The 16,562-nt window shown below is 67.7% G+C and carries 14 protein-coding genes; 8 read left to right on the top strand and 6 right to left on the bottom strand.

Annotated elements, in window-relative coordinates:
* From C3Y15_RS24540 to C3Y15_RS24505, 8 genes are all read left to right on the top strand, one after another.
* Positions 1 to 1,434 carry an aspartate aminotransferase family protein gene (locus C3Y15_RS24540; RefSeq protein WP_014723790.1) on the top strand — a complete coding sequence of 478 codons (1,434 nt, stop codon included), beginning with the start codon at positions 1 to 3 and terminating at the stop codon, positions 1,432 to 1,434.
* Between the two features lie 61 nt (positions 1,435 to 1,495).
* Positions 1,496 to 2,611, top strand: coding sequence for a polyamine ABC transporter substrate-binding protein (locus tag C3Y15_RS24535; RefSeq protein WP_011886235.1), 1,116 nt, complete (start codon positions 1,496 to 1,498; stop codon positions 2,609 to 2,611).
* Between the two features lie 190 nt (positions 2,612 to 2,801).
* Positions 2,802 to 3,956, top strand: coding sequence for a polyamine ABC transporter ATP-binding protein (gene potA / locus C3Y15_RS24530; RefSeq protein ID WP_014723792.1), 1,155 nt, complete (start codon positions 2,802 to 2,804; stop codon positions 3,954 to 3,956).
* 10 nt (positions 3,957 to 3,966) lie between these two features.
* The gene (locus C3Y15_RS24525) at positions 3,967 to 4,953 is read left to right on the top strand and encodes an ABC transporter permease subunit (protein ID WP_041493993.1); all 987 of its coding nucleotides are present in this window, start codon (positions 3,967 to 3,969) and stop codon (positions 4,951 to 4,953) included.
* Positions 4,950 to 5,789 carry an ABC transporter permease subunit gene (locus C3Y15_RS24520; RefSeq protein ID WP_011886238.1) on the top strand — a complete coding sequence of 280 codons (840 nt, stop codon included), beginning with the start codon at positions 4,950 to 4,952 and terminating at the stop codon, positions 5,787 to 5,789. The genes C3Y15_RS24525 and C3Y15_RS24520 overlap by 4 nt, the downstream gene beginning before the upstream one ends.
* Before the next feature lie 98 nt (positions 5,790 to 5,887).
* Positions 5,888 to 7,480 carry a DUF3138 family protein gene (locus C3Y15_RS24515; protein ID WP_011886239.1) on the top strand — a complete coding sequence of 531 codons (1,593 nt, stop codon included), beginning with the start codon at positions 5,888 to 5,890 and terminating at the stop codon, positions 7,478 to 7,480.
* Positions 7,481 to 7,592: 112 nt separating this feature from the next.
* Positions 7,593 to 8,897 (top strand): FAD-dependent oxidoreductase, encoded by a 1,305-nt coding sequence (locus C3Y15_RS24510; RefSeq protein WP_069246350.1) that lies wholly within the window; start codon positions 7,593 to 7,595, stop codon positions 8,895 to 8,897.
* Between the two features lie 22 nt (positions 8,898 to 8,919).
* A complete protein-coding gene (locus C3Y15_RS24505; RefSeq protein ID WP_011886241.1) occupies positions 8,920 to 10,221 on the top strand; it encodes an FAD-binding oxidoreductase in 1,302 nt (433 codons plus the stop codon).
* 125 nt (positions 10,222 to 10,346) lie between these two features.
* On the opposite strand, the gene C3Y15_RS24500 is transcribed toward C3Y15_RS24505, so the two are convergent.
* The 6 genes from C3Y15_RS24500 to C3Y15_RS24475 all read right to left on the bottom strand — a co-directional run bounded on the left by C3Y15_RS24500 (position 10,347) and on the right by C3Y15_RS24475 (position 16,084).
* Positions 10,347 to 11,021 (bottom strand): DUF799 domain-containing protein, encoded by a 675-nt coding sequence (locus C3Y15_RS24500; RefSeq protein WP_011886242.1) that lies wholly within the window; start codon positions 11,019 to 11,021, stop codon positions 10,347 to 10,349.
* Between the two features lie 10 nt (positions 11,022 to 11,031).
* On the bottom strand, positions 11,032 to 11,487 hold the full coding sequence (locus tag C3Y15_RS24495) for a DUF4810 domain-containing protein (RefSeq protein ID WP_011886243.1): 456 nt from the start codon (positions 11,485 to 11,487) through the stop codon (positions 11,032 to 11,034).
* A gap of 56 nt (positions 11,488 to 11,543) precedes the next feature.
* The gene (locus tag C3Y15_RS24490; protein ID WP_185499753.1) at positions 11,544 to 12,215 is read right to left on the bottom strand and encodes a CsgG/HfaB family protein; all 672 of its coding nucleotides are present in this window, start codon (positions 12,213 to 12,215) and stop codon (positions 11,544 to 11,546) included.
* A 596-nt stretch (positions 12,216 to 12,811) separates the two neighbouring features.
* Positions 12,812 to 14,167: a glutathione-disulfide reductase gene (gene gor / locus C3Y15_RS24485; protein ID WP_059696685.1), complete on the bottom strand. Its 1,356-nt coding sequence runs from the start codon at positions 14,165 to 14,167 to the stop codon at positions 12,812 to 12,814.
* 239 nt (positions 14,168 to 14,406) lie between these two features.
* Positions 14,407 to 14,631 carry a hypothetical protein gene (locus C3Y15_RS24480; RefSeq protein WP_034192573.1) on the bottom strand — a complete coding sequence of 75 codons (225 nt, stop codon included), beginning with the start codon at positions 14,629 to 14,631 and terminating at the stop codon, positions 14,407 to 14,409.
* A gap of 331 nt (positions 14,632 to 14,962) precedes the next feature.
* Positions 14,963 to 16,084 (bottom strand): porin, encoded by a 1,122-nt coding sequence (locus C3Y15_RS24475; protein ID WP_014723803.1) that lies wholly within the window; start codon positions 16,082 to 16,084, stop codon positions 14,963 to 14,965.
* Positions 16,085 to 16,562: the final 478 nt, after the last annotated feature.

Raw genomic sequence — 16,562 nt, 5'->3', positions numbered from 1 at the left:
ATGACTTACCGCAACGAATCCGCCTGGGTCCAGCCGGCCGCGCCGGCCACCGCACCGCGCACCACGCAGGCGCGCACGACCGCCGAATACCGCGCGCTCGACGCCGCGCACCACATCCATCCGTTCTCGGACATGGGCGCGCTCAATCGCGCCGGCAGCCGCGTGATCGTGAAGGCCGACGGCGTGTACCTGTGGGACTCGGACGGCAACAAGATCATCGACGGGATGGCCGGCCTGTGGTGCGTGAACGTCGGCTACGGCCGCAAGGAACTCGCCGACGCCGCGTATCGCCAGCTGCAGGATCTGCCGTTCTACAACACGTTCTTCAAGACCACGCACCCGCCGGTGATCGAACTGTCGGCGATGCTCGCCGAAGTCACGCCCGCGGGCTTCAACCACTTCTTCTATTGCAACAGCGGCTCGGAAGGCAACGACACCGTGCTGCGCCTCGTCTATCAATACTGGCGCGTGCAGGGCAAGCCGCAGAAGAAGTACGTGATCTCGCGCCACAACGGCTATCACGGCTCGACGATCGCCGGCGCGACGCTCGGCGGGATGGACTACATGCACGAGCAGATGCCGTCGAAGGTCGAGCACATCGTGCACATCGATCAGCCGTACTTCTTCGGCGAAGCGCAAGCGGGCGAGACGCCCGAAGCGTTCGGCCTCGCCCGCGCACAGCAACTGGAGGCGAAGATCCTCGAGCTCGGCGCGGAGAACGTCGCCGCGTTCATCGGCGAGCCGTTCCAGGGCGCGGGCGGCGTGATCTTCCCGCCGTCGACGTACTGGCCGGAGATCCAGCGGATCTGCCGCAAGTACGACATCCTGCTGGTCGCCGACGAAGTGATCGGCGGCTTCGGGCGCACCGGCGAATGGTTCGCACACCAGCACTTCGGCTTCGAGCCCGACCTGATCACGATGGCCAAGGGCCTCACGTCCGGTTACGTGCCGATGGGCGCGGTCGGCATTCACGAGCGCGTCGCGCGGCCGATCATCGACAACGGCGAGTTCAATCACGGCCTCACGTACTCGGGCCACCCGGTCGCGGCGGCCGTCGCGGTCGCGAACCTGAAGCTGCTGCGCGACGAAGGCATCGTCGAGCGCGTGAAGCGCGACACGGGCCCGTACTTCCAGGCGCTGATGCGCGACACCTTCGCGCAGCATCCGATCGTCGGCGAGGTGCACGGCCAGGGGATGGTCGCGAGCCTGCAGCTCGCGCAGGCGCCGGCCGAGCGCCGCCGCTTCGCGAACGGCGGCGAGGTGGGCACGATCTGCCGCGACTTCTGCTTCAACGGCAACCTGGTCATGCGTGCGACCGGCGACCGGATGCTGCTGTCGCCGCCGCTCGTGATCTCGCGTCAGGAAATCGACGAACTCGTATCGAAGGCGAAGAAAGCCGTCGATGCAACCGCCCAGCAGCTGGGCCTTTCGTAACGGCTTTGACTACGGGCGTGCGGCGGGCGCCGCACGCCGCCATAACCAGGGGAACTCCACCATGCGTGCCTGCTTTCTTCGCCAAGCCTGTTCCATCGCGGCCCTCGCCGCCGCTGCCGCGTTCACGTCGGTCGCCAGCCCGTGCGCCCACGCGGACGAGCTGAACGTGTACAACTGGTCCGACTACATCGCGCCGGACACGATCCCGAACTTCCAGAAACAGACCGGCATCCACGTCAAGTACGACAACTACGACAGCGACGACACGCTGCAGGCGAAGCTCCTCGCCGGCAGCTCGGGCTACGACATCGTCGTGCCGACGTCGAACTACATGGCCAAGCAGATCCAGGCCGGCGTCTACCAGAAGCTCGACAAGTCGAAGATCCCGAATCTCGCGAACCTCGATCCGCTGCTGATGAAGATGATCGCGGACGCCGATCCGGGCAACCAGTACGGCGTGCCGTGGGCATACGGCACCGACGGCATCGGCTACAACGCGCAGGCGGTGAAGAAGGCGCTCGGCGACAAGGCGCCGGTCGACAGCTGGGCGCTGGTGTTCGACCCGGCCAACATGGAGAAGCTGAAGAGCTGCGGCGTGTCGTTCCTCGACCAGGCGGTCGACGTGTTCGCGGCGACGCTGCAGTACATGGGCCGCGATCCGAACAGCAAGAACCCCGGCGACTACCAGGCCGCGTTCGAGGTGCTGAAGAAGGTTCGCCCGTACATCACGCAGTTCAACTCGTCGGGCTACATCAACGACCTCGCGAACAACGACGTGTGCGTCGTGCTCGGCTGGTCGGGCGACGTCGGCATCGCGCATCGCCGCGCGGCCGAGGCGAAACGCGCGTACGACATCAAGTTCTCGAACCCGAAGGAAGGCGGGCTGCTGTGGTTCGACGTGATGGTGGTGCCGAAGGATGCGCCGCACCCCGAGGCCGCGATGAAGTGGATCAACTACGTGTCCGACGCGAAGGTCAACGCGGCGATCACCAACACGGTGTTCTATCCGACCGCGAACAAGGCGGCGCACCAGTTCGTCACGCCGGCCGTCGCGCAGGACCCGACCGTCTATCCGCCGGAGGACGTGCTGAAGAAGATGGTGCTGATGAAGCCGATGCCGGCCGACATCCTGCGCCTCGAAAACCGTCTGTGGGCGCAGTTGAAGACGGGCCACTGAGCCGGCTTCGTCATGGCGGCGCACGCGCGTACTGAACGCGTGCCCGCCTGAATCGGCGGACCGTCCGTCCGCCCGCGCGCACCGCGCGCCCGGTTCCATCCGGCACGAGCCGTTCGTCCGCGAGTCGCGTTGCGCGCCTCGTGCGGGGACGCTCATGCCTGCAATCCGTGAAGAACGAATGGTGAATCCCATGCAATCGATACCCTCTTCCGCTGCTGCACGCCAGGCCCAGCCGGCCGCCGTGGCCCGTTCGAAGAACGACGCGTTCGTGCGCATCGAAAACGTCGTGAAGAAGTTCGGCGACAGCACGGCCGTCGACAACGTGAACCTGACCATCGCGAAGAACGAGCTGTTCGCGCTGCTCGGCAGCTCGGGCTGCGGCAAGTCGACGTTGCTGCGCATGCTGGCCGGCCTCGAGACGGCCACCTCCGGCAAGATCTTCGTCGACGGCGAAGACCTCGCGTCGCTGCCGCCGTACCGCCGGCCGGTGAACATGATGTTCCAGTCGTACGCGCTGTTTCCGCACATGTCGGTCGAGTCGAACGTCGCGTTCGGGCTCAAGCAGGAAGGCACGCCGAAGAACGAGATCAAGGAGCGCGTGGCCGACGCGCTCGCGCTCGTGCAGATGAGCAAGTACGCGAAGCGCAAGCCGCATCAGCTGTCGGGCGGCCAGCAGCAGCGCGTCGCGCTCGCGCGCTCGCTGGTCAAGCGGCCGAAGCTGCTGCTGCTCGACGAGCCGATGTCGGCGCTCGACAAGAAGATCCGCCAGAAGACCCAGCTCGAACTGGTGAACATCATCGAGAAGGTCGACGTGACCTGCGTGATGGTCACGCACGACCAGGAGGAAGCGATGACGATGGCGAGCCGGCTCGCGGTGATGAGCGAAGGCAAGATCGTGCAGATCGGCACGCCCGGCGAAGTCTACGAATACCCGAACAGCCGCTTCTCGGCCGAATTCATCGGCTCGACGAACCTGTTCGAGGGGCGCGTGGTCGAGGACGAACCCGATCACATCTTCGTCGAGAGCGACGACCTCGAGGCGCGCATGTACGTGAGCCACGGCGTGACCGGCCCGCTCGGGATGCCGGTCGGCATCTCGGTGCGCCCGGAGCGCGTGAACGTGTCGCGCGAGAAGCCCGGCTCGCATCACAACTGGGCGCGCGGCGTGGTGACCGACATCGCGTACATGGGCAGCTACTCGCTGTATCACGTGCGGCTGCCGAGCGGCAAGACGGTCGTGTCGAACCTGTCGAGCTCGAACCTGATGCGCGACGACGCGCCGTCGTGGAACGACGACGTGTTCGTGTCGTGGTCGCCGGCGAGCGGCGTCGTGCTGACGCAATGAGGACGCCATGATCAGAACCTCCGCTTCCACTCCGTCCGCGCCGGTTTCCGCCGGCGCGGCCAGCACCGGCGCCGGCCGCGCGCGCCGCAGCCGCTTCGCCGCGCTGTCGCGCCTGCTGCCGTCGGGCCGCAGCGTCGCGATCGGCGTGCCGTTCCTGTGGCTCACCGTGTTCTTCGCGCTGCCGTTCGTGCTGGTGTTCAAGATCAGCTTCGCCGACCAGGTGATGAGCATCCCGCCGTACACGTCGCTCGTCGAGATGAAGGACGGCGCCGTGCACTTCGTGCTGCAACTGTCGCACTACGCGTTCCTGCTGCAGGACGACCTGTACATCGCGACCTATCTCAGCTCGCTGAAGATGGCCGCGGTGTCGACGCTGCTGTGCCTGCTGATCGGCTATCCGATGGCCTACTACATCGCGCGCGCGGAGCCCGGCCGGCGCAACGTGCTGATGATGGCCGTGATGCTGCCGTTCTGGACGTCGTTCCTGATCCGCGTGTACGCATGGATCGGCATCCTGAAGGACGACGGCCTGCTGAACCACGCGCTGATCGCGCTCGGCATCATCCATACGCCGCTGCGCCTCTATCACAGCGACGCGGGCGTCTACATCGGGATGGTCTATTCGTATCTGCCGTTCATGGTGATGCCGCTGTACGCGCACCTCGTGAAGATGGACCTCACGCTGCTCGAGGCCGCGTACGACCTCGGCGCGAAGCCGTGGGTCGCGTTCACGCGCATCACGCTGCCGCTGTCGAAGAACGGGATCATCGCGGGCAGCCTGCTGGTGTTCATTCCGGCGGTCGGCGAATACGTGATTCCGGAACTGCTCGGCGGCGCCGACACGCTGATGATCGGCCGCGTGATGTGGGACGAGTTCTTCAACAACATGGACTGGCCGATGGCGTCCGCGGTGACGGTCGCGATGGTGCTGCTGTTGCTGGTGCCGATGGCGTTGTTCCAGTACTACCAGGTCAAGGAACTGGAGGAAGCGAAATGATCAAGCCAAGCAAACCGCTGTCGACCGGCGTTCTCGCGTTCGGCTTCCTGTTCCTGTACATCCCGATCATCAGCCTGGTCGTCTACTCGTTCAACGAGTCGAAGCTGGTGACCGTGTGGTCGGGCTTCTCGCTGAAGTGGTACGCGGCGCTGCTGGACGACGACGAGCTGCTGACTGCCGCGTGGCTGTCGCTGAAGATCGGGCTGCTGACGGCCACCGCGTCGGTGGTGATCGGCACGTGGGCCGGCTTCGTGCTCGCGCGCTTCGGCCGCTTCAAGGGCTTCACGCTGTACACCGGGATGATCAACGCGCCGCTGGTGATTCCCGAGGTGATCCAGGGCATCTCGCTGCTGCTGCTGTTCGTCGCGCTCGAGCAGATGTTCGGCTGGCCGAAGGGCCGCGGGATGGTGACGATCTGGATCGGCCACGTGATGCTCTGCGTGTCCTACGTCGCGATCATCGTGCAGTCGCGCGTGAAGGAGATGAACAAGTCGCTCGAAGAAGCGGCGCTCGATCTCGGCGCGACGCCGCTGAAGGTGTTCTTCGTGGTCACGTTGCCGCTGATCTCGCAGGCGCTGCTGTCCGGCTGGCTGCTGTCGTTCACGCTGTCGATCGACGATCTGGTGCTGTCGGCGTTCCTGTCCGGGCCGGGTTCGACCACGCTGCCGCTGGTGGTGTTCTCGCGCGTGCGGCTCGGGCTGAACCCGGAGATGAACGCGCTCGCGACGCTGTTCATCTCGGCCGTGACGATCGGCGTGATCGTCGTCAACCAGATGATGATCGCGCGCGAGCGACGCCGCGTGGCCGACATGAAGGCGGCGTTCGCGGCCGCGTGAGTTGCGTTTCCAGCTGTTCATAACATGACCGCGCGCCGCGCGATGCGGCGCGCAATACAGATCACACATTGACAGGTGCACGACAAGGAGAGTCCGCAATGAAGAAGAAACTGATCTGCCTGCTGGTGGCCGGCGCGTTGCCGGGCGTCGCGCTGGCCGGCTCCACATCCGCCGAGATCAAGGCGCTGCAGGCGCAGGTCGCCGCGCTGCAGAAGCAGATGAAGGCCATGCAGGCGCAGCTCGCCGCGCAGCCGGGCGGCGCCGCGGTCGCCCACGCCGGCGCGGCCGGGGCGGCAGGCTCCGGCGGCACGGCGCGGCCGGCCATCGTGGCGGCCGATCCGTCGTCGCCGGATTACGGCAAGGCGCAGGCCGCGCTGACCAACGACGAAGTCAGCGAAATGAAGCAGCAGATCGCGAACCAGCAGCTGAAGGTCGACTCGCTGACCGACGCGGCCACCACCGGGCCGCTCGCGGGCCTGTCGGTGACGGGCTACCTCGATCCGACCTACATCTACAACCGCGCGGCCGGCTCGTCGTCGTTCCTGTTCGCGAACCACGAGAACGCGTACAACTACTTCAACAGCACGTTCGGCGATCTGTACCTCGACATCAAGAAGACCTTCGGCGTCGGCCCGATGGCGCCGTCGGCGGAGATCACGCTGATGCCGAACCGCGGCAACGGCATCACGCTGCTGCAGAACTCGCGCGGCTCGATCACCGACAACCTGCTGAACACCGCGGTCATCAACGTGCCGATCAGCGCGACCACCACGCTCGTCGCCGGCCTGATCCCGAGCTTCGGCGGCTACGAGGTGCAGCAGTCGAACCAGATGCTCACGCTCACGCACAACCTGCTGTACGACTTCTCCGATCCGGGCAGCTACGTCGGCGCGGGCGCGAACTACACGAAGGGCAACTGGGCGTGGAAGTTCTTCGTCGGCAACGAGCAGTACCGCACCTACGGCTCGGTCACGCAGACGGGCACCAACGCGCTCGGCGATCCGATCACGACCAGCAACAAGGTGCCGACCTTCACCGCGCGCGCGGACTACACGTGGTCGAGCGCGCTCGATCTCGGCGGCTCGATCAACATCGGCCGGCAGACGCTCGCGAGCGCGCTCGACTCGAACGGCGTCGTGCATTACGGGCCGGGCGGCAACGGCGGGAGCGGCTACGGCACGTTCTTCTTCGGCGAACTCGATGCGACCTACATGCTCGCGGACACGCAGTACAACGCCGAGCTCGACTACGGCCAGCAGCAGAATGCGGCGTACAACGGCGGGCTCGCGCAGTGGTACGGGCTGTCGCTGCTCGCGCACCGCAAGTTCAACGCGCCGGTGGTCGGCCGCATGGGCGTGACGCTGCGCTACGACGCGCTCGTCAACAGCAAGAACGGCGGCGGCGGCGGCGGCATCGCGCTGAACGGCAACGGCATGGATCCGTACAACGGCTTCGGCGTGGACGCCGACTGTCTCGCGACGTCGAAGGCGAACGGCGGTCTGGGCTTCGACTGCAAGGGTGCGATCCGTCAGGACGTCGCGCTCGACCTGCTGTTCTATCCGACCCAGCAGATCACCGTGAAGGTCGAATACCGCCACGACTGGGCGAACAACAAGGTGTTCCTGCGCAACGACGGTTCGTACGGCAAGTCGAACGACCTGCTCGCGACGCAGTTCATCTATTCGTTCTGACGCAGCCCGCGCGGGACGCCGTGCCGCGAGCACGGCGTCCCGCGTCATTTCAACCGGCCGGATCGCGGCGCGTCGCGCACCGCCTCCGGCCATCTCCGAGGGAGCCGGTTCGATGCCGCAGTCTTTCACCCGCCGCGCCGATGCGCTCGCGCACGACTCGTATTACGAAGCCAGCGTCACGCGGCCGCCGACCGACGATCCGGTGCTCGACGGCGCGATCGACGTCGACGTCTGCGTGATCGGCGCGGGCTTCGCCGGGCTGTCGACGGCGCTCGAATGCCGCGCGCGCGGGCTGTCGGTCGCGGTGATCGACGCGCACCGCCCGGGCTGGGGCGCGTCGGGCCGCAACGGCGGCCAGGCGATCACCGGCTTCGCGAAGGACGGCGTGATCGAGCGGCAGCTCGGCGCGGCCGGCGCGCGGGCCGCGTGGTCGCTGTCGCTCGACGGCGTCGAGCTGATCGCCGAGCGCATCGCACGCTACGCGATCGACTGCGACTTCACGCGCGGCTACCTGACGGTCGCGACCAAGCCGCGCCGCGTCGGCGACCTGCGTGCGTGGATGGACGCGGCGCGCACGCGCTGGGGCCACCCGTCGCTGTCATGGCTCGACACCGCCGGGATCCGCGCGCGCATCGCATCGCCGCGCTATCTGGCCGGCGTCCACGATCCGCTGTCGGGCCATCTGCATCCGCTCAAGTATTGCCTGGGCCTCGCCGACGCCGCGCGGCGCGAAGGCGTCGCGCTGCATGCGCACACGCCGGCGCTCGACGTCGCGCGCGGCGCGCGGCCGGTCGTGCGCACGCCGTCGGGCGAGGTGCGCTGCGGCTTCGTCGTGTCGTGCTGCAACGCGGGGCCGGGCGGCATCCTGCCGGCCGCGACGGCCGCGCGCATCGCGCCGGTCGCGTCGTACATCATCGCGACCGAGCCGCTCGGGCGTGCGCGCGCCGACGCGCTGATCGCGCAGCGCGAAGCCGTATGCGACAACAACGTCTTCCTCGACTACTTCCGGCTGTCGGCCGACCACCGGATGCTGTTCGGCGGCCGCGCGAGTTCGGCGGGCGCGCCGCCCGAGGTGCTCACCGAAGCGATCCGCCAGCGCATGACCGGCGTGTTCCCGCAACTCGCCGACGCGCGCGTCGAGCATGCGTGGGGCGGCTTCGTCGACGTCACGCGCAACCGCGCGCCGGACTTCGGCGCGCTCGATCCCAACTTCTTCTACGTACAGGGCTTCAGCGGCCACGGCGTCGCGCTGACCGGCATCGCCGGACGCGCGGTGGCCGCCGCGATCGCGGGCGACACGCGCGCGTTCGACTTGTTCGCGCAGCTGCGCCACCGGCGCTTTCCGGGCGGCGACGCGTGGCGCCAGCCGGCGCTCGAACTCGGCATGCTGTATCACCGCGTGCGCGAGCTGTTCTGAGCCAATCGATCACATCCACATCATGCAGACATTCGCGAACCAACCCCACGTCGCGTCGTACTACGCGGCGACCGTCAACGATACGACCCGCCATGCGCCGCTCGCCGGCGCGACCGACGCCGACGTGTGCGTGATCGGCGCGGGCCTCACCGGCCTGTCGGCCGCCCTGAACCTCGCGGAGCGCGGCCATTCGGTGACCGTGCTCGAGGCGTCGCGGGTCGGATGGGCGGCGAGCGGGCGCAACGGCGGGCAGCTGATCGGCGGCTTCGCGTGCGACATCGATACGTTCGGCAACTTCATGCCGGACAGCGACGTGAAGCGGATCTGGGAGATGGGACTCGAGACGCTGTCGCTCGTGAAGGCGCGGATCGACAAGCATGCGATCGACTGCGCGCTGGTGCCCGGCTACCTGACCGCGGCGAACACCGAGCGCGACGCCGATGCGCTGAAGCGCTGGCGCGACGAGGCCGCGAAGCGCTTCGGCTACGAGCGCTTGCATTTCGTCGAAGCGGACGCGCTCGGCGACTTCGTGCAGTCGGCGCGCTATCGCGGCGGCCTGTACGACCCCGACAGCGGTCATCTGCATCCGCTCAACTACACGCTCGGGCTTGCGCGCGCGGCGACCGACGCCGGCGTGCGGATCCACGAGGACAGCTGCGTGACGCGCGTGCGCGACGTGGCGGGCGGCCATGTTGTCGAGACCGCTGGAGGCCACGTGCGTGCGCGCTTCGTGGTGCTCGCGTGCAACACCTACGTCGGCACGCTGGCGCCCGCGCTGGCGAAGAAGATCATGCCGGTCGGCACCTACGTGATCGCGACCGAGCCGCTCGGCGACGCGCGCGCCGCCGCGCTGATGCCGGCGCGCGCGGCCGTCTGCGATAGCCGCTTCGTGCTCGACTACTTCCGGCCGGCGCCGGACACGCGGCTCGTCTGGGGCGGCAAGGTCAGCTATTCGACGCGGCCGCCGCGCAACCTCGCGGCCGCGATGCGCGCGGACATGTTGAAGACGTTCCCGCAACTCGCGGACGTGAAGATCGACTATGCGTGGGGCGGTTTCGTCGACATCACGATGAACCGCGCGCCGCATTTCGGGCGCGTGACGCCGACCACCTACTTCGCGCAGGGCTTCTCGGGGCACGGCGTGAACACGACCGCGCTCGCGGGCAAGCTGATCGCCGAAGCGATCGACGGCCAGGCGAGCCGCTTCGACCTGTTCGACAAGATCCGCCACCGCGACTTCCCCGGCGGCGCGACGCTGCGCACGCCGGCGCTGGTGCTCGCGATGAGCTGGTACAGGCTGCTGGACGCGTTCGGCGTGCACTGAGCGGCGCGTGCGGCACGCGCTCGCGCTGCAACGCAAAACGGCCGCGCATGCGCGGCCGTTTCATCGGCTATCGCGGCTTCCGCGCAACGGGCAAGCGGGGTTGCCGAGGTGCGGAAGCGCCCCGCTTAGTCGGTGCCGTACTTCGGCGAGTGCGGCCCGTACAGCAGCCCGTTCGGCGGGCCGGCGGACAGCAGGCGGTTGCTGGTCAGCGCGGCGACGTCGTGCGCCTCGTCGGTCAGCGAATGGGCGATCTGCTTGACCGCCGCCTGCACCAGCATCCCGACGAGACCGAACGCGTTGACGTTCACGTTGTTGCCGAGCTCCTTGCCGGTCGCGCGGCCGGCGCCCTGCCACAGCACGTCGCCGGTCCGCAGGTCGACGAGCTTCGCCGACGCCGCGACCACCGTCGTGCTGTCCAGCACCTGGTAGACCGAGCCGTATTTCGTGATCTTCGTGTACAGCGCGGCATCGGCGCCGAAGATCTCGCGCAGCTTCGCCGGCGACGTGCCCTGGATCTCCGCGGCGTTGGTGAGGCCGTTCTGCTTGAACGTCTCGTCCATCACCGCGACCGGCACCACGTAGTAGCCCGACTCGGCGAGCGGCAGCGTCATCTGCGACAGCACGCCGTAGGTCGCGCCGACGTCGGTCGTTTCGTTGATCGGCGGCAGCACGAGGATCGAGCGCGGATGGCTGTTCTTGAACGCCGTGTAGTCGGCGCGTTTGACGGGCTGCGCGCATGCGCTCAGCAGCGCGACGAGCGACAGCACGGACATCAGCTTGAATGAAAGTGTCTTGAACATGGCGGGCGCGTTACTGTTTGGCGGAAGTCGTATCGGCGTTCTTGCGGCCGGCGAGCGTCTGGCCGGCGGCCGACGGGGTCGGCGCGCTTGCAGCCGCGGTGGTCGCTGCGGCGGTCGGCGCGGCCTTCTTCTTCATCAGGAAATCCATGTACGACGCGGATTCCGGGAACAGCGCCTTCTCGGCCTCGAACTCCTGGCCCGCCTGCTGTTCGCTGCCCACGCTCGCGTAGAGCATCCCGAGATGCGCATGGAAGCCGGGCGGCGGCTTGTTGCCCTTCGCACGGATTTCCTGCAGCGCCTTTTCGAGCGCGTCGATCTGCTGTTGCGGCGACGATTGGCCCTTGAAGTATTCGTACACCTGCGGCTGATAGCCGTTCCACTGATAGAGCGGCGGCGTGGTCGGCGCGGCGCAGCCCGCGAGCAGCATGGCGGCTGCCGTCGCCGGCAGCCAGATTCCCCGTTTCATTGTTTGGTCTCTTGTGATTCGATGATTGATCCGGTGCGCCGTACGGCGCACCGCGCTTACTTCGTCGCCTTCAGCACGCCCGCGTCGACCTGGTCGACGAGGTGATTCACGGCTTCCTGGATCGCGAGGTCGAGCACCTTGCCGTTGAGCGTCGAGTCGTAGCCGGCGGTGCCGCCGAAGCCGATCACTTCGCGGTTCGACAGGCTGAATTCGCCGGCGCCCTGGCTCGAGGCGACCACTTCCGACGTCGTCGTGTCGACGATGTTCAGGTTGACCTTCGCGTACGCGACCTGCGTCTTGCCGCTGCCGAGAATGCCGAACAGCTGGTGGTCGCCGACGTCCTTGCGGCCGAACTCGGTCACGTCGCCGGTCACGACGTAGTTCGCGCCCTTCACCGCCTGCGCCTTCTTCATGAAGCCGGCTTCCTGCTTGATCTCGTCGAGGTTCTCGCGATCGAGCACGTTGAAGCGGCGGCTCTGCTGCAGGCGCGTGACGAGAATCGTCTTGGCCTGGCCGCCGAGGCGGTCGATGCCGTCGGAGAAGATCCCGCGCATGTAGCTCGAGCGGTTGTCGAACTTGCCGATCGCGATCGCGACGGGCTTGCCCGCATACGGCTTCTGCGCGCTGCTCACGGCAGGCACGTCGAGCGTGCGCGACGATTCGGTCGCGCAGCCCGACAGCGCCGCGACGAGTGCCGCCGCGACGACAACGGTGCGTCGTGTCTGAATGTTCACTGCTGGTCTCCTTGCGAAAAAGATTGCCCGACACGGGCGCGCCGGCTCGCGAGCGAACCGGCGGAGGAAGCGATGGAAATGCCGTGGACGCGCAGCGGCGCGCGCCGCGTCATCGCGGCAATGGCGATAGCGACGGTGACGGCATGCGTTGGGAGCGCGCGCGCAACGGACGGGTTGCGGCGACAGGCGAGCGTGCGGCGCGCCGGTATGCGCCGCTCATGTGGTCGTGGATGTGGTCGTGTGCGTGATTGCGCTGTTGATCGCGCATGATTGGCCCCGTATATGCTTTTGGCCGATCATACCAAGCTCTTCGCCGACTCGGCATCGTCCCGGCACGAATTGACGAACTTTTGCGTTGCCTGCGTATCGTGGATGCGACGGGGCGATGGATGGGTCGGATGCGATGGATGGGTCGGATGCGACCGACTCGTCAGACTCGACCGACTCAACCGATGCGATGGACGCGTCCGATGCGACGGCGTCGAAGGCTCGAACTCCGCGAGCTATGCGGACTGCGCCAACGCCCCGGACTTCATAGCCCCGCTAGACCCCACACGCCGATGGCGCGACATCGCGCCACTCCATCGCCCCTAGTCGGCAACCTTCTGGCGCATCGTCACGAATTCCTCTGCGGCGGTCGGATGGATGCCGATCGTGTCGTCGAATTGCGCCTTCGTCGCGCCGGCGCGAATCGCGATCGCGATGCCCTGGATGATCTCGCCGGCGTCGCGGCCGACCATGTGCGCGCCGACGACGCGCTGACTGTCGCGCGCGACCACCAGCTTCATCAGCGTGCGCTCGTCGCGCCCCGACAGCGTGTGGCGCAGCGACCGGAACGACGTCCGGTAGATGTCGAGCTCGCCGTACACGCCGCGCGCATGCGCTTCGGTGAACCCGACCGTCGCGACTTCCGGCTGGCTGAACACCGCGGACGGCACCCATTCGTGGTCGGTCGCGACGCGCGCGCCACCGAACAACGTGCGCGCGAGCAGGCTGCCGTCGCGCGTCGCGACCGGCGTCAACTGCGGCCGCGACGTGACGTCGCCGAGCGCGTGGATCGACGGCACCGACGTCGCCGAATACGCATCGACCGCGATCGCGCCGCGCGCGTCGAGCAGCACGCCCGCGCGCTCGAGGCCGAGCCCGTCGACGTTCGGCACGCGGCCGGTCGCGTAGAGCACCGCATCGTACCGCCCGTGCGTCGCGTCGCCGACCTGCACGGAGAGCGTGCCGTCGTCGGCCCGCGCGATCGACTCGACCACCGCGTGCGCATGAATCGCGACGCCCTGCTTCGTCATCTCGTCGGTGAGGAACTGCCGCACGTCGTCGTCGAAGCCGCGCAGGATCCGCTCGCCGCGATAGAACAGGTCGACGCGGCTGCCGAACCCGTTGAAGATGCCGGCAAACTCGACCGCGATGTAGCCGCCGCCGACCACCGCGATGCGTCCGGGCAGCGCCGGCAGCGACAGCGCCTCGCGCGACGTGATCGCATGCTCGATGCCGGGCCGCGGCGGCAGCGACGGGCGCGAGCCGGTGGCGATCGCGATGTGGCGCGCGCGGAACGTGCGCTCGCCGACGGCGACCGTATGCGCGTCGACGAGCGTCGCGCGGCCGGCGTGCATGTCGACGCCCGATTGCCGCAACAGGTCGATGTAGATGTCGCTGAGGCGGTTGATCTCGCGATCCTTCGCGGCGATCAGCGCGGGCCAGTCGTGGGTGCCGGCGTCGAAGCGCCAGCCGAAGCCCTGCGCGTCTTCCAGTTCGTGCGGATAGTGCGAGGCGTAGACGAGCAACTTCTTCGGGATGCAGCCGCGCAGCACGCAGGTGCCGCCGATCTGCTCCTGTTCCGCTATGGCGACGCGCGCGCCGTAAGACGCCGACATCCGGGCGAGCCTCACGCCGCCGGAGCCGGCCCCGATGACGAACAGGTCGTAGTCGAAATCCATCGCAAGCCTCATCGCAGTTCGGATGACGGCACGATAACAAGATTCCGGCGTTCGTGCGGGAAGCGCCGACGCAGGGCGCGCGCCACGAAAAAAACGGCGAGAGACCTTGCCTCTCGCCGCTCAACCCGGTTGCCGGGTGTGCCATGCGTCACCGATCGAGCGCATGCCCGGCCAGCCGGCCGCGCGGCGCCGGTCCGCCCGCACGCGCGAACGGCGCGCCCGCGGACCGGCCGCCATGCTCAGGCCTGCGACGTGTCGCTGCCGTCCGTCGCCTGCGTGTCGTCTGCTTGCTGCGGCTGCTCGTCCTTCTTCTCGAGCATGCCTTCGATCGCCTCCGCGCCCTTGAAGCCGGCGATCGCCGCGGCTGCCTTGGTCAGCAGGCCCGCATCGGGATCGACCTTCTCCGCAGCCTCGACGGCCGCGACGGCACCAGCGATTTCACCCACGGTATTCAGGATACCCATCGTCATCCCCTTCGAAGAAAATCGTGAGCGCATCGTCCCACGAAAAAAACCGGCGGACCGCGTTTGTCATCGCCGGATACACAAGTTACCCACCAGGCCGGCCGCGCGCGAACCCGCGCGCCGGAACGACGCCCGCGCACACCGCGGACCATGCGCGCAGCGTAGCGCAAACGCGTCGCGCGCACTGTCAAAGTATGTTCTGGATTGCCGACGGAACGCTTACGGGCAGCACGAGCGCCCGCGGCGCGGCGCACGGGCAAAAAAAGAGGCTCCCGCAGGAGCCTCCCGGATGCGCGCCGCGCGTGGCGCGGCACAGCTGCGACGGTTCTCGTCAGAAGATATTGCGCAGGCCGATCGCGATGCCGGTCTGGTTGCTGCGGCCCGGCAGCTCGACGTTCGCGGCGCCGTTCGTCTTGTTGAAGTCGACGGTGCCGTAGACTTCCGTGCGCTTGCTGAGCGCGTATTCGGCGATGCCGACGATCGCGTAGCGGTTGCCGCTCGCGAGCGTGCCGTTGGCGGTCATCGCGTTGCGCATGTGGTCGTAGTAGAACGCCCCGGTCAGCGTCAGCGGCGTGCTGACCTGCCAGCTCACGCCGGCGAACGGACCGTCGTCGATCCGGCCCGTGCCCTTCGCGACCGGAATCGACTGCTGCGCGAGCAGGCTGTCGACGAAACCGGTGTCGTCCTTCGAGCGCAGGTAGCCCGCGTAGACCTTCGCCTTGCTGAACGCGTAGACGACGTTCGCGTGGTAGATGGTCTGCTTGCGTGCGGAGTTGTCGCTGTTCTGCTGCGCGCCGGCCGCGATGCTCAACGGCCCCATCACGTAGGACAGCGACACGCCCCATGCATTGCCCTTGCCGAGCGAGCCGGGGATCTGGCCGGAGAAGCCGCCCGCGCCGGTCGACTCGTAGTTCGTGCCGGTCGAGTACATCGCCTTCGCGGTCAGGCCCGAGAACGTGCCCGTGTACTTGATCTGGTTGTCCGCATACAGGCCGCCGCCCAGCGCCACCGGGAGCCACGCGTTCTCGAGGTAGTTGCCGACCGTGAGCGGATCGTAGGTGTCCGCGAGCAGGTCGAACAGCGGGGTCTTCTGGCGGCCGAGGGTCACCGTGCCGTACGGGCTCTGCAGGCCGACGTACGCGGCGCGATTGAACAGGCGGCCGCTGTCGGCGAATGCGCCGTTCTGCAGGTTCACGCCGCTTTCGAGGTTGAACACGGCCTTCAGGCCGCCGCCGAGGTCTTCCGAGCCGTAGATGCCGAAGCGGCTGTTGGTGATCGCGCCGTTGGTCATCGACAGCAGGCCGTCGTTCTTCGCATTGGCGTTGGTGAGGTAGCGGATGCTGGCGTCGGCGACGCCCCACAGCGTGACCGAGCTTTGTGCTTCGGCGAACTGACTGGCGACGGCGAGTGCCGCGCCCCCTGCGATGGCTGCGAGCCGGGTGGTCTGCTTCATGAGCTTTCCTATTTGTAGGTGTCTCCGTTCATGGCCGGCCGCGTGTGCAGCCGGGTGGCAATCGCGGGCGCTCATGGCGCCCGCGATGTCGGCAGAATCATAAGACCAGTACGCGGAACGAAAGAAATTGAAACGTCCGCGCACGCGCGATTGTCGTCAGCGAACAACGGTCGATTGGGCGGGCGGGGATTGCGCCGGCGGGAGGCCGGGCGCGGCGCGGCGAGGACCGTGCGGGGTTGGAGGCGATGACGCTGCGTCGGGGCGCGCCGTCGTGCACGTGCAGGAGTGCTGCGGTTGCCGGTATCGGAGGCGGCGGGCCAGGGCTCGGGCAATCGGGTGCGGCGGCTGATCGGTGGCGCGATGAGTGCGCTGCAGCAACGTACCGAGACGGCTGCTCGCTGCGACGCCCCGGGGTGTCACGCCCGCTGCGATGTTACGTACTCCGACTCCGGTGCGGCGGCGTTGGTGGCGTTGGTGG

This window comes from Burkholderia sp. B10, from assembly GCF_004368385.1.
Classification (GTDB): domain Bacteria; phylum Pseudomonadota; class Gammaproteobacteria; order Burkholderiales; family Burkholderiaceae; genus Burkholderia; species Burkholderia vietnamiensis.
Note: the sequence above shows the minus strand (reverse complement) of the source record. Positions and strands in the feature narration are given on the sequence as shown.